Here is a 14334-nt window from a genome sequence, read left to right as displayed (position 1 = left end):
TCAAATCTAAAATCTAAAATCTAAAATCTAAAATCGATTGACCGCATCTTTCCGCAGTCTTTTCGGCGGGGTTCACAATCAAGCTCAAGGATTGATATCGCCTGCTGGCAGTAGTTTTGGTGAACTCAACACTCCTCTACTGGGTCAAATGGGACTATCGCGCGGTCAATTTATTTTGCCTCCAAATTATAAAGCACAGACAATAAAATTCTTTAAATGTCATTGTTACCCTCCTAAAATTAAGCTTGTATTATTAATTACAAAATAGCGCTAGCTCAGAAATATAGCGCTGTATATTAAGTGAACAAAGTTTCTCTCACTGCCATAACTTCCCCCGTCATAGCTACTTTTGAGTGACCGTTATTGGCACTAATTAAATCAATTAGCTAGCATTATTTAGGCAATAAAATTAACTAGATAGTTGGGAACAAATTTCAAAAATATACGTAGAAAATATCGCTTTAGTACCCCAAGCGCTCCTTCTACTAAGAGTTGTTGGTTTCAACACAGCCAATCACCAAAAATCAATTACTAATTGCCGATTAATTTATTCAGAGCTATTCCGTTAGCAAAGTAAATTTTTATCGCTTTTTATCGCTTACAGCTAACCTTCAGCCATACGATCGGCTATATTGTATTTAGAAGTACATTAATTTGTCCGCAAAGCGGTATAGTCCCATCGCCGCCGGTGGCGCCAGCTTCTGAATAAACGTAGTCCGCTGTCAGTAACAGCAAGGAAGTGTGGAATTATGTCAAAAATTTTAGTAGTGGACGACGTAAAGAGCGAACTAGAAATCATCTGTCGCATTCTTCAAGATGCCGGATTGGATGTGATGCGGGCAGGTGACGGCGAAGAAGCGATCGCCATGATCCGCAAAACTCCTCCGGCTTTGGTCGTTTTAGATGTAGTGATGCCACGAATGAATGGGTTTGAAGTGATCAGAGAATTGCGGGGCGATCGCACAACTGCCAAATTGCCCGTAGTATTTTGTACTCATAAAAACACAGAGATCGATAAAGCTTGGGGAACTGATTTAGGGGCCGATGCTTACGTCAGCAAACCCTTTGAACCTCAGCAACTCGTCCACATAGTGCAGCGTCTGCTTTCGGCGTAAACAAAATATAAATTCATCGACCGCTTCCCAAAAAACATTATACAGATAAACCCCGTTTTTTTAATAGACAGGGTTTTTGAACCACATAAAAGTTTATGTTTAATGATAAAAACCTGCTTATTTTACGCCACCGTGATTTATTTAACGGGTACATTTGAGCCACCCAAACTGATGGTGAAAAATTTGATGGGCGATCGGCTTTAGGGTCGCAAAACTCTAATTGGTAAGCTACACTATAAACTAAAAATAAGCCATGAAAATAACGGCTCCCCCCGCTGGGGGGAATCAGACAAGTGCAACAAAGCAATTTCTCTTGTTCGGTCAAGGAGGCAGTCTGTTCGGCATAGAATTAGATGCAGTGCGGGAAGTCCTTTCACTCAAGGAACAACCCATTTCCCTGGTTCCCAATACCCAGCCATTTTTGCTGGGATTAACCAACTTGCGGGGCGAAATCTTAGCAGCAGCAGACTTTGGACTGTTTGTCGGTATTGAGTCTGTTGACACCTACCACCCAAACAGCCGCATCTTAGTGGTAGAAGCGCCCGATCCACGAGACGTGAGATTGTTGTCGAAAATGCGCCTGGGATTAGCCGTCTCCCGCGTCGAAGGAGTTTTACCTCTCAATCCCGATCGCATTGTCTCAGCACTAGATGTCAGTCCCGACCTAGCTCCATTCTTAAAAGGTCTGTACAATTCCGAAGGACGCTTGCTAATGATTGTCGATGTAGAAGCGATCGCCCATTCCGAACGCTGGTAAAAATCCGCCATACACATAAGTCTGCAACGGCTTTGCATCTATAAATTTAACTAACGATCGCCCGCATCCGATTTGCCAATCCTTAATCTTATGATCAAACTTCTCTATACTTGGCTCGCAACAACTTTCACCCTGACATTGCCTGACTTGTCCCCATCGCTGGTATCTGGGGCGGCTAATGTCATTATTTCTGGATGTTACTTTGCCATCGCTTGGCTAATTAGCTTAAGTTTGTGGCGAAACCGTCAATTCGGGTTCGACATCTTCGCCACAGTCACAGCAGGCATATTTTGGACTTGCGCTTTCGGCCACAGCGGCCACGCCGCCGAATACCTAGGACTGCCGCACTCTCCGGTGGTGCAAACTGTGTTTGATTGGATCACTGTCATTGCGGCGATCGCTTTTTTGAGTTTGTCCAACCGCTACGGCTTCTTAGTAGGTTCCACCCGTATCCTTAACGCTAAAAAAGAAACAGAACAAGCGCTGAGCGAAACTACCCAGCGATTTCACGCAATCTTCGACCAAGCTTTTCAAGCGATCGCATTATTGGATGCAGACGGTACTCTGCTCGAAGCCAATCAGACAGCGCTAAAATTGGGCGATTTCCCAGCATCAGAAGTGCTGGGCATGAAATTTTGGCTGACACCAGGCTGGGCATCATCCCCAACTAACCAGCAGCGCCTAAAAACGAACATTCAACAAGTTTCGGTCGGGAATTTTGTCCGGGAAGAATACGAAATCACCGGAGCTAACAACCAGGTAACAGTAATTGACTTGTCGTTTAAGCCGCTGTTAAATGCAACAGGAGAAGTATTTCAAATACTCGCAGAAGGCCGGGAGATTACCAAGCGTAAACAAGCCGAAGCCGCCTTGCAGCAGCTAAGCGCAGAACTAGAGCAGCGAGTGAATGAAAGAACCGAGCAGATACTGCAAACTAACGCACAATTGGAACAGGAAATTCTCGATCGCACCGCAGCTCAAGAGCAATTAAAAGCCTCAGAACAATTCTTAAACAACATCCTCAACAGCATCCCCGACCCGCTTTACGTCAAAGACCAACAGCACCGCTGGATAACATTAAATGATGCCTTTTGTCAATATATAGGTCACAGCAGAGAAGAACTAATTGGGAAATGCTACGACCAGTTTTTGCCCAAAGAGGAAGCAGAGAAATATCGAGAAAAAGACGAATTAGTTTTCTTGACAAATACCAGCACTGAAGTCCAAAAAACCATCCAAGATCCAGCAGGAAACACCCGCTTTCTCTCCGCCAAAAAATCTATTTTTGTAGATACCGACGGCAGGAAATTTCTCGTTTCCGCGATGAGAGATATCACCAAGCGCGTGCAAATGGAAGAACAACTGCGGCACACACTCGCAGAAGCACAAAGCTCCCAAAGCTTGCTGCGGACAGTCATTGACGCTACGCCAGACTGCATCTTTGTCAAAGATAGAAACTCGCGCTATACCCTAGTCAATGCAGGTTTCGCCGCCGCCTTCGGCAAAACTCAAGCAGAAATTATCGGCAAAGACGACGCAGAAATCGGCATATCGGTCGATCAAATCTTCGCCAACTTCCACGCCGAAACCGATTCCCAAAACCAAATCGAAAACTTCCGGGCAGACAAGCACCTCGCGCCCGGTTCCAACGACTTAGGCACCTTAGCCGACGGCAAAGTACACACCTTCGACACCCAGAAATTGCCCCTCAAAGATGCAGAAGGCAACATTTTAGGAATGCTCGGCTTCGCGCGCGACATCACACAGCGCCGGAAATCTGAACAAGAACTCTTGCGGTTCAAAGCAATTTTAGAAACCACAACAGACTGGGTAGGCATAGCCGACACCCAACAGCGCACCATTTATCTCAACCGCGCCGCCAGAGAAATGTTGGGAGTTGGCTCTGACGCAGATTTAACCCGAATCAACATTTCTGACCTGACATCCCCCAAAAGTATCGACACTATTGTGAACGTCGGCATCCCCGCAGCTTGCCGGGACGGGGCGTGGAGTGGCGAGACAGTTTGGCAGAGTTTAGACGGCGAAGAAATACCAGTTTCTCAAGTAATTATTGCCCACAAATCCGAGAATTCAGAAGTTGAATTTCTCTCAACGATCGCCCGCAACATTACAGAACGTAAGCGCGCAGAAGAAGTATTGCAGCAGAACTTGCAAATGCTCGACCTTGCCAGCGACGCCTTGATCGTTCGCGATATAGACGGCACGATTAATTATTGGAGTCAGGGAGCCGAACGGATGTACGGCTGGACAAAAAAAGCAGCCTTGGGAAAAGTCACCCATACTCTATTGCACACCATTTTTCCCCAGCCTCTAACAGCAATTTCGGCACAGTTAGAAGATCAAGATTATTGGGAAGGAGAAGTAATTCACACCACAAATCATGATACCAAAATTACCGTATTTAGTCGCTGGAATTTGCAGCGGGACGAAAAGGGTAAACCCAAAGCCATTTTAGAAACTAACAACGACATTACGGGTCGAAAGCAAGCCGAAATTGAAAAACAAAGATTGATTTCCATCGTAGAAAGCAGCTCGGATTTTATCGGCACGGCAACCCTGGATGGAGAGGCAACATACCTGAATCCCGCTGGAATGGAATTAGTAGGATTGCCAAATATTGAAGAAGTCAAAAATAAAAGTGTTTATGAGTTCTTCTGTGCAGAAGATGTTAAGTTTTTCCAAGAAGAAATCCTGCCGCCTACTGTGCGAGACGGTTTTTGGCAGGGTGAATTCCGCTTGAGGAACTTTCAAACTGGCGAAAACATTCCGGTTGACTTCACCATATTTACCGTCAAAAACCCAGAAACCGGCGAGCCTATCGGGTTGGCAACAGTTACTCGCGACATCAGCGATCGCAAACGTGCAGAAGAGATGCTGCGCGATCGCGAAAGACTCTTCCGAGCCATTTTCGACCAATCTTTCCAATTCATAGGTCTGCTCAAACCGGACGGCACCGTTTTGGAAGCCAACCAAACAGCCTTGGCCGCAGCAGGCTTGCAGAGCGAAGAAATAATAGGCACTCCGTTTTCCGAAACCCTGTGGTGGCAGATTTCCCCACAAACCAAGCAACAGATACGAGAAGCGATCGTCTCTGCCGCCGCCGGCGAGGTAGTCCGTTACGAAGTGGATGTGCTAGTTGCCAACGGTGCAGTAGCGACCGTTGACTTCTCCATCAAACCCATCACAGACGACAGTGGCAAAGTCTTGATGCTAATTCCAGAAGGCCGCGACATCACTGATCGCAAAGCCCTAGAACGAGAATTAGTTTTGCGTCAAACCCGCTTTGACGCATTTTTCACAGCCGCCCCCACCTCAATGTGTATTTTTGACGAGCAGTTGCGCTTCGTGCAAGTCAACGAGAAATTAGCGGCAACCACCGGCGTCTCAGTTGCCGAACACTTCGGTAAGACGGTGAGGGAAGTTATACCCGAAATGAGCGATACCCAAGTGCCGATGTTGCAGCAGATTCTCGCCACCAACCAACCGTTGTTAAACGTTGAGGTATCGGGATCATTCTTCAACGAACCGGGCGTCCTGCGAGATTGGCTGGCGTCATACTTTCCTTTGCCCGGCCCTGACGGCAAACCCATCGGTATCGGGGCTGTGGCGATCGAAATTACCGATCGCAAAAAAGCAGAAGAAGAGCGCGATCGATTTTTTACCCTTTCCCTAGACTTGATTTGTATTATAAGTTTTGAAGGCAAATTCAAGCGCATCAATCCCTCTTGGGAAAACACGCTCGGCTATAAGGCGCATGAACTTGAAGACAACTATTATATCGATTTAGTCCATCCAGACGATCGCGAATCAACCCGAGAACAAGCGGAAAAAGTAGCCAGCGGCGCCGAATTAAAGTCTTATGAAAATCGCTACCGCTGCAAAGACGGTTCCTACAGGTGGCTGTCGTGGAAAGTGCGACCGGAAACCGAACAACAGCTCATGTATGCAGTCGCTCGCGACGTTACCGAAAGCAAACAGGCGATGGTGCAACTGGAAAAAACAACTGCCCAATTAGCCAGTTCCGAAGACCAATTTCGCCAGCAAAGCAATCTCTTGCAACTGCTAATAGACAGCATTGGCGACGGCATAATTGCTGCCGACGAAAAAGGCAATTTTGTTTTGTTCAACCCCGCCGCCGAAGATATGTTTGGCATGGGTGCGACAGATGCTATTCTCAACGAATGGTCGGCAAGATACGGTTTATTCTTGCCCGATACGGTAACTCCCTTTCCCCCAGCCGACATACCTTTAGCGCGCACGGTTCGAGGAGAAGCCGTTGACGACGTAGACCTTTTCACCCGCCACGCAGGCAAGCCAGAGGGCCTGTGGGTGAAAATTAACGGTCGGCCGCTCAAAGACGAAACGGGGGCGCTTAAAGGCGGCGTAGTCGTTTGCCGCAACGTCACCGAACAAAGAGCATCCCAGCAGCAAATGCAGCAGTTGGCAGAGGCACAGGAACGCTTGCTGCAAGAACTCAAAACTCGGCAAAATGCCCTAGACGAATCGGCGATCGTCAGCGAAACTGATGTTCAAGGCATGATTACTTACGTCAACGACAGATTCATTGAAATCTCCGGTTACAGTATGGGAGAACTCCTGCACCGCAACCACCGCCTCGTCAATTCCGGCTACCATCCCCAATCATTTTTTGAAGAAATGTGGGCGACACTTTCTCGTGGTTTGGTGTGGCAAGGGGAAATCAAAAACCGACGCAAAGATGGCTCGTTTTACTGGGTAGATTCGACGATCTCCCCCATTTTTGATACCAGTGGCAAAATAGTCAAATATATCGCCATTCGCTTTGACATCACCGAGCGCAAAGAAGCAGAAGAACGACTAGGAAAATTGGCAGCAGAACGTAAAGCTGAAGCTGATTCTCTGACGCAACAAGTCCTTAAATTGTTGGGAGAAATTAAAGGCGCGGCTCAAGGCGACTTGACAGTCAGGGCGGAAGTGACTAACGACGTTTTAGGTGCTGTCGCCGACTCTTTCAACTTCTTAATCGGTTCTCTGCGAAAAGTGGTAACGGGAATTCAAACTTTAGCCGAACAGGTAACATCGGCCACCGACGAGTCAATTAACAATACCAGTCAACTCACCCAACAGGCGGAAATTCAAGCAGCAAAAATATCTGCCATCATGCGCGAAATCGAGCGGATTGTGAATTCGATCCGCGACGTGCGAGATGTTTCGGTGCGCGCCGAAACAGTCGCCCAGCAGTCTTCTCAAACGGCTGAAGTCGGCGGTATGGCGGTCGATCGAGCTGTTGAAGGTATTAACGGGCTTCGGTTGACGATCGCCTCTACCTCGAAAATGATGAAGCGTTTGGGCGAATCTTCGCAGCAAATTGGCAAAATTGTGACTTCGATTTCTCAACTTGCTTCGCAAACTAATTTATTAGCTCTGAATGCTACTATTGAGGCGGCGCGAGCCGGCGAACAAGGTTTAGGCTTTGCAGTTGTTGCCGAAGAAGTGCGGAAATTAGCAGAAAGATCCGCCGGCGCTACTGAGGAAATCTCCGAAATTGTCGGTACAATTCAAGAAGAAATCAGCCGCGTGATGAAGGCAATGGAATCGGGGACGCTGGAGGTAGTGGAAGGCACTAAGCTGGCAAGCGAAGCTAAAACTCACCTCAATGCCATCATCGAAGTTAGTCGAGAAATGAATGCTTTGGTGCAGAATATTACTATCGCATCTGCCAAGCAAACTGTTTCGGCTGAGGGAATTGCTAACAGTATGCAGCAAGTCAACGAGATTGCTAATACGACTGCACAAAAAGGTGCGGATGTCAAAGCATCTTTGGACGAGCTGTCTGGTTCTCTGGGCCAATTGCAAAAGTCGGTGGCGAATTTCCGTAGTTAGTTCAGTTGACTGGTAACAGTTGACAGTTGACAGTTGACATTTGACATTTGACAGTTATACGAATCACTAATAACTATCGTTGTCGGGGCGGGTTGACAAATATCCTGAATGCGAATTTATAGATAATCGTGAACCAACCCTGACAACAATTACAGTTAAATAACGGCACATATTATATATAAACTGCCAACAGACAACAAACAACAGTTAACTGTCAACAGACAACAGTTAACTGTCAACAGACAACAGACAACAAACTAATATGAATGATGACGATTTAAACGAATTAATAGATGCTTTTACCGCAGAATGCGAAGAGTTTCTCCAGTCAATGGAGACGAATCTGCTGGCGATGGAAGCTGCGGGTTTGAAAGAGCGACAAGCGGCAGTTAAAGAAATGTTTCGGGCGGCTCACTCGATTAAAGGTGCGGGTTCGATGTTGGGCTTTCAAAACGTATCGGCGGCGGCTCACACGCTGGAGGACTGTTTTGTCATTTTGCGCGATCGCACAGACTTGTCGGCTCTGGAACCGACTACTGTGAGTGTTTTGCTGCAGGGGGTGGATGCTCTCAAAAAGATTACGATCGAATCAGTTCAACACTCCGATGTCACAACTCCGGATCAAACCGAAAACTTGGAGGCGATCGCCCAAATTTTCGCCCAGTTCCAGGCCAAGTACGGCAAGTCAGAACAGTCGCCAGTCCCCGCAGTCAGCCAATCGACAGCCCCGGAAACCCTGAAACTGATTTTTGAACAGCAAGTGCCGACACTCTTCAATCGCCTAGAGACCGAGCTTTCCCAAGCTTCCGAGGCAGATTTGGCAAAAAGCGTCACCGCCCTCAACCAGGTTTACTACCAACTCTCCGGTTTGGCTGGAATGCTGCAATTGCCGGATTTTGGGAAAGTCGCCACAGCCCTCAGAGATTTGATCGATTCTCCAGACTTGACTCTACAACGGTTGCAATCCGACGGTTGGACGATCGCCCAAAACTTGCAAACCGCACGCCAACAAATATTGGAAGGAAGGGCGATCGACATCCCCGAAATCTCCCCCTCCCCGACTCCCCCCGACTCCCCGACTCCCCCGGAAATCTCCCCCTCCCCGACTCCCCCCGACTCCCCCCGACTCTCCGACTCCCCGACTCCCCCGGAAATCTCCCCCTCCCCCTCCCCAACTGTCCCCCCCTCCCCGACTCTCCCAGTCGCCAACCCGCAAAGGCCGACAATCCGGGTAGACTTAGAACGCTTAACTGAATTGGTGAATCTAGTCGGGGAATTAGTCATCAACCGTACAAATTTAGAACTTCAAGAATCCGAACTGCGCGGCGAAGTCAAGCGCATCCGCCGCAATATCGTAGATTTGAACCAATTCGGCGGTCAGTTGCGAGAAGAATACGACAGACTGAGCTTTGCAGAGTGGAGAGGGGGAAACGGGAACTCTGGATTGGTAAAACTTGCAGCAGCAGAACCAGAATTGCCCATGATTGCTAACGGCAAATCCTCTCCGGTTCATGCTCACTTCGATATCTTAGAGATGGATCGTTATACAGAGTTCCACTCGACAGCCGCCGAAGTCATCGAAACTGCCCAAGCAATTTCTCACTCCGCCACCAAATTAGACACCTTAGCCATGAAATTCGAGCGCAGTACCGACCAACTGCGCCGCATTACCGAACAACTACGCAGTCGCGTCATGCAGTTGCGAGTCGTGAGTTTCAGTCGCGCCGTCGATCACTTGCCCAGAGCTCTGCGGGAGATGTGCCTCACATACGATAAAGATGTCAACCTGCTGCTAGTGGGAAGAGATACCAAAATTGACGAAAGTTTGCTCGACGCTTTGCGCGACCCCTTAATACACTTAGTGAGAAACGCTTTCGACCACGGTATCGAAATGCCCGAAGTTCGGAAAGCAAGCGGCAAGCCGGCCAGCGGTCAAATTGAAATAGAAGCCCGCCACCAAGGCGGCCAAACTATTATTACTGTCGCCGATGACGGCAAAGGCATTGACCCGGAAATGATTCGCCGTAAAGTTGTAACAAAGGGTTTGGCTACGGAGGAACAAGCTCAAGAATTTTCCATTGCCGAACTCTACGATTTTCTGTTTTGGCCGGGTTTCAGCACTACGGAAGGGGTCAGCGACCTTTCGGGGCGGGGAGTCGGGCTCGACGTGGTGCGAACAAATTTGCGGACTGTGCGGGGGACTGTGAAGGTAGACTCTCGCCTGGGAAAAGGTACGAGTTTTATTATCAAACTGCCACTGCTGCTGTCGATTACTGATGCTTTGATGGTCAAGACCGATCACAATAAAATAGCAGTGCCACTGGATGCAGTCGAAGAAATTCTGCACATTAAAGCCTCGGAAGTTCACATTGCCGGCAATCAGCCGATGCTGTGGTGGCGGGAGGAATTTATTCGTTTGGTGAGGATGCAAGATTTGCTCGAATACAGCGTCGTCGCGCCGGATGCCCCCTCTCCTGACCCTTTAAGCCTAGACGAAATTCCTGTCTTGGTTTTGGCTTCTACCGAAGGAATGCTGGCGGTGGCCGTGGAACGGCTGATCGGTCAGCAGGAAATTGTGGTTAAACCTTTGCCACCGCCTCTATCCAAGCCTCGCGGCGTTTTGGGGACTACGATTTTGGGGGACGGGCGCGTGGTGAATATTCTGGATGTGGATGATTTGGTGGGTCAACCTGTGGTAAATAGTTCGATCGCCGCTGTCTCCGGTAAAGTGCAGGAGACGCCGGCGAGTTCGAGTCAGTCACCGCAGATTTTGGTAGTGGATGATTCCTATACAATTCGCCAGTTGCTGTCTATGACGCTGACTCGTGCTCGCTACCGGGTGGTACAGGCTAAAGACGGTGTGGATGCCCTGGAAAAGTTGCAAAATGGTCTTGATTGCAGTTTGGCGATCGTGGATATTGAAATGCCCCGGATGGATGGATTTGAATTGTTGCGATCGATCAGATCGACTGAGCGGTTTGCTAAGATTCCTGTAGCCATGCTGACATCCCGTAGCGGGGCAAAACATCGGCAAATGGCAATGGAATTAGGCGCAAATCAATACTTCACCAAACCTTACAGCGAAGCCCAACTTTTACAAGCTATCCCCAAATTAATCCACCACTCAATAATTTAATCCACAATCTCAAATTTCCCATCAAATAATCCCTAATCTCAAACAAAACTTAGGCAAAAAATAATTCCACCCGCGAATTATAGTGCGAAGCTACGCAGCCGAATCACCTACTAAAATCCAATAATCTTCAATTTAAAATCTAATATCTATTCCGGTTGTATCGGAATGATTTAACCGCAGAGGACGCAGAGGATACAGAGAAAGGGAAGAGAGAGATGACTAATTCAGATCCCAAGGGAGTTGATCTAAAATCAATAATCTTCAATCTAAAATCAAATAATCCTCAATCTAAAATCTAAAATCTAAAATCTAAAATCGAATGACTCACGCCAACTACAATCGCCGCTTTCGGAGCAAGAAACAAGCCACTGTTAGAATTGCCCCTAAAAAATTTGTTTCCTTTGAACTTGGAAATATTTACTATGCTGTTCCTATTGAACGAGTGGAGCGCATTGTTAAAAACTTTAATGCCTACGGCACTTTACCTAACGGTAATAGTTTACTGCGGCATCAAGAAGAACTGATTACCATAATTAATTTATCCAAAATATTTCCCAGCAGTCCGAGCATGGCTGAGTGCAAATACCTGATTATTTGTACCTTAAATAAAAGCGATCGGTTGGGGATTCCCCTTCCTGATATGCCAAAAATTTTGGAAATTACCGAAGAAAGCTTCTGCGAGATTCCCGAATTGTACCGTCAACAGCAACTGCCTCCGGTAATAGAAAAGTTAATTCGCGCACCTGATGGTTCCGAAGTTTTTTATCTGAATTTTGATCTATTTAGCGAAATGTAGGGGGTTCACTTTTCGAGGTATCATACCATATAAATGGTATTTTTGCAAACAAAAAGTTATAGATTTATGAAAAAACTCACAATCATGTCGATCGCCCTAGTAATTTTTGCAGCAACTCTCGATTTGCCGAAGGTGGGGCTGCAACTAAGTGCGATCGGGCAAATAGAAACACCCCAACCAATCCCAACACCCCAACCAATCCCAACACCCCAATCAATCCCAACACCCCAACCACAAACACCCCAACAAATCCAAACACCCCAACAAATCCAAACACCCCCAATACAAACACCCCAACCAAAACCAGCCGACCCCAAAAACCTCGGCTATGTCTCCCCAGAATTTGCCGAAAATTTCTCCCAGCAACAAATCGACCAAATCAACGCCAATGTCGAAATGCTGCTGCTAACTCAAAGCTGCTCGCGCTGCGACCTCCGAGCCGTAAAATTAGTTAACATTAACTTAAAAAATCCCATCCTTACAGGAGCAGATTTATCAGATGCCAACCTCAGCGGTAGTCGCTTCGAGATATCAGATTTTGTCAACACCAATTTAGCTCGCACAAACTTAAGCGGAGCCGAATTAGTAGGAGCGAGAATTAGCAACGCTAACCTCAGAAAAGCCAACTTGACCAAGACAAATCTAGACGGTGCAGACTTGCGATTTTCCGACTTGAGAGATGCCAATCTTTCCGATGCCAACCTCCGCAATGCTAATATAGATGGCGCTAGTATCGATCGAGCAAGTATGGCCGGCACCACAATGCCCGACGGCAGGAAAAATCAATAATATAGCAGAAGGAAGAAGGAAGAAGGAAGAAGGAATATACCTCGTTTTTTGAGCGCTTGAAATCGCTTCTTCTCAAACAAAGCCCGGATGGTGCGCGGACTGAATACAAGTTTTTTGATTCCTTGTTCCCAGGCTCTGCCTGGGAATAAATATCTAGAGGCTCTGCCTCGTTTCCCTCTTCCCTCTTCCTTCTTCCTTCTCCCTTCCATCCGTTACATCCGTTACAGAATCAGTTGCCGAACTTCCTTCTGAATCAAACAGCCAAAAACCTCTGAATCACCTCATCACTTAACTCGCTAGTGCTTCCAGAAGCCACAATTCCGCCTTTTTGCATAGCATAATACCAGTCAGCTTGTCGCACAAAATGCAAATGTTGCTCCACCAACAAAACAGAAATTCCCCTAGTCGCAACCACACGGCGCACAGCAGCTTCAATATCTAAAATAATCGATGGTTGAATCCCTTCCGTAGGCTCATCCAAAACCAGCAACTGCGGCTCACCCATCAAAGCCCTAGCAATAGCTAACTGCTGCTGCTGTCCCCCGCTCAAATCACCTCCCAGGCGATCGAGCATAGTTTTCAAAACCGGAAATAAATCAAAAATTTCATCAGGAACTTCAGGATTTTTGATTTTGGTTGGTTTCGCTTCCAAACCTAACAATAGATTTTCCTTCACCGTCAAACGTGGAATAATTTCACGCCCTTGAGGCACATAACCAATGCCTAATCTAGCCCGCTGGTAAGTCAACTTAGAAGCAATAGATTCTCCGCCAAAAGCAATAGTGCCACTGCGCGGTTGCAGCAACCCCATAATCGTTTTTAGCATAGTAGTTTTGCCCACACCATTGCGGCCGATTAAGCAGACCATTTGCCCCGCCATGACGCTTAAATCGACATCGCGCAAAATGTGACTTTCGCCGTAGTAAACATTCAAATTAGAAACTTGCAGCATATTCTTTAGATTGGTAATAGGGCATTGGACATCGGGCATTGGGCATTGAGCAATTTTAGATTTTAGATTTTAGATTTTAGACTTCTAATGACAACTGCCAACTGTCAACTGCCAACTGACAACTGACTATTCTTCAGGTTTTCCCAAATATACCTCAATTACCCGATCGTCATTTTGCACCTCATCCATAGTCCCCTCACACAAAACCGCACCCTGATGCAACACCGTAACCTGCCGCGCAATTTGCCGCACAAACTCCATATCGTGTTCAATTACCAACACCGAATGACTTTGGGCCAACGAAATCAGCAACTCTCCAGTTAACATCGTTTCCTCATCCGTCAAACCAGCCACAGGTTCATCTACCAACAATAAATCAGGAGATTGAGCCACCAACATTCCAATTTCCAACCATTGCTTTTCCCCGTGAGAAAGCAAACCAGCCGAAATATCAGCCTTAGCAACTAAACCAATTGTTTCTAACAAACCCGCAACCGTGCGTTTTTCAGCAGCCGAAGCAGGCTTGAACAAAGTAGAAAAAACATTTTTATGGCGGCTGCAAGACAATTCCAAATTTTCGCGTGGCGTTAAATTCAAGTAAACTCGCGGCGTCTGAAACTTGCGACCAATTCCCAAGCGCGAAATCCTATCTTCCGACAACTTGCGTAAATTCTGTCCCTTAAATAACACCCTGCCTTCTGTCGGCTGCACCTTCCCGGTAATGGAATCCAGAAAAGTTGTTTTCCCCGCACCATTGGGGCCAATAATAACTCGCAGTTCGCCCGCATCCATGCTGAAATTTAAACCGTTGATAGCTTTAAAACCATCAAAACTCACAGTCAAGTTTTCTATTTCTAATACTTTTTCATTCATAATTAACAATTCACTCACTAATAAACAACAACC

8 protein-coding genes are annotated in these 14334 nt (G+C 47.0%); 6 read left to right on the top strand and 2 right to left on the bottom strand.

Going from position 1 to position 14334, the window contains the following annotated elements; translation table 11 throughout:
* The first annotated feature begins 749 nt into the window (after positions 1 to 749).
* The 6 genes from Q5691_RS14745 (at position 750) to Q5691_RS14720 (ending at position 12476) form a co-directional block, all read left to right on the top strand.
* Positions 750 to 1115, top strand: coding sequence for a response regulator (locus Q5691_RS14745; RefSeq protein WP_333211293.1), 366 nt, complete (start codon positions 750 to 752; stop codon positions 1113 to 1115).
* A gap of 253 nt (positions 1116 to 1368) precedes the next feature.
* Positions 1369 to 1872: a chemotaxis protein CheW gene (locus Q5691_RS14740; RefSeq protein WP_333080154.1), complete on the top strand. Its 504-nt coding sequence runs from the start codon at positions 1369 to 1371 to the stop codon at positions 1870 to 1872.
* Between the two features lie 90 nt (positions 1873 to 1962).
* Complete coding sequence (locus Q5691_RS14735; RefSeq protein WP_333345389.1) at positions 1963 to 7755, top strand: PAS domain S-box protein; 5793 nt, start codon at positions 1963 to 1965, stop codon at positions 7753 to 7755.
* A 262-nt stretch (positions 7756 to 8017) separates the two neighbouring features.
* The gene (locus Q5691_RS14730; protein WP_333345388.1) at positions 8018 to 10891 is read left to right on the top strand and encodes a hybrid sensor histidine kinase/response regulator; all 2874 of its coding nucleotides are present in this window, start codon (positions 8018 to 8020) and stop codon (positions 10889 to 10891) included.
* Positions 10892 to 11210: 319 nt separating this feature from the next.
* Positions 11211 to 11687, top strand: coding sequence for a chemotaxis protein CheW (locus tag Q5691_RS14725; protein ID WP_333310091.1), 477 nt, complete (start codon positions 11211 to 11213; stop codon positions 11685 to 11687).
* Between the two features lie 66 nt (positions 11688 to 11753).
* Positions 11754 to 12476, top strand: a complete 723-nt coding sequence (locus tag Q5691_RS14720) for a pentapeptide repeat-containing protein (protein WP_333345386.1) — start codon at positions 11754 to 11756, stop codon at positions 12474 to 12476.
* Positions 12477 to 12729: 253 nt separating this feature from the next.
* Here the strand turns inward: Q5691_RS14720 and urtE are convergent, their stop codons facing one another.
* Together urtE and urtD are read right to left on the bottom strand one after the other, a co-directional pair.
* Positions 12730 to 13428: an urea ABC transporter ATP-binding subunit UrtE gene (urtE, locus tag Q5691_RS14715; protein ID WP_333211303.1), complete on the bottom strand. Its 699-nt coding sequence runs from the start codon at positions 13426 to 13428 to the stop codon at positions 12730 to 12732.
* 126 nt (positions 13429 to 13554) lie between these two features.
* On the bottom strand, positions 13555 to 14301 hold the full coding sequence (urtD, locus tag Q5691_RS14710) for an urea ABC transporter ATP-binding protein UrtD (RefSeq protein WP_333345384.1): 747 nt from the start codon (positions 14299 to 14301) through the stop codon (positions 13555 to 13557).
* Positions 14302 to 14334 lie beyond the last annotated feature (33 nt).

Source organism: Microcoleus sp. w1-18aA5 (genome assembly GCF_036701705.1).
Classification (GTDB): domain Bacteria; phylum Cyanobacteriota; class Cyanobacteriia; order Cyanobacteriales; family Microcoleaceae; genus Microcoleus.
Note: the sequence above shows the minus strand (reverse complement) of the source record. Positions and strands in the feature narration are given on the sequence as shown.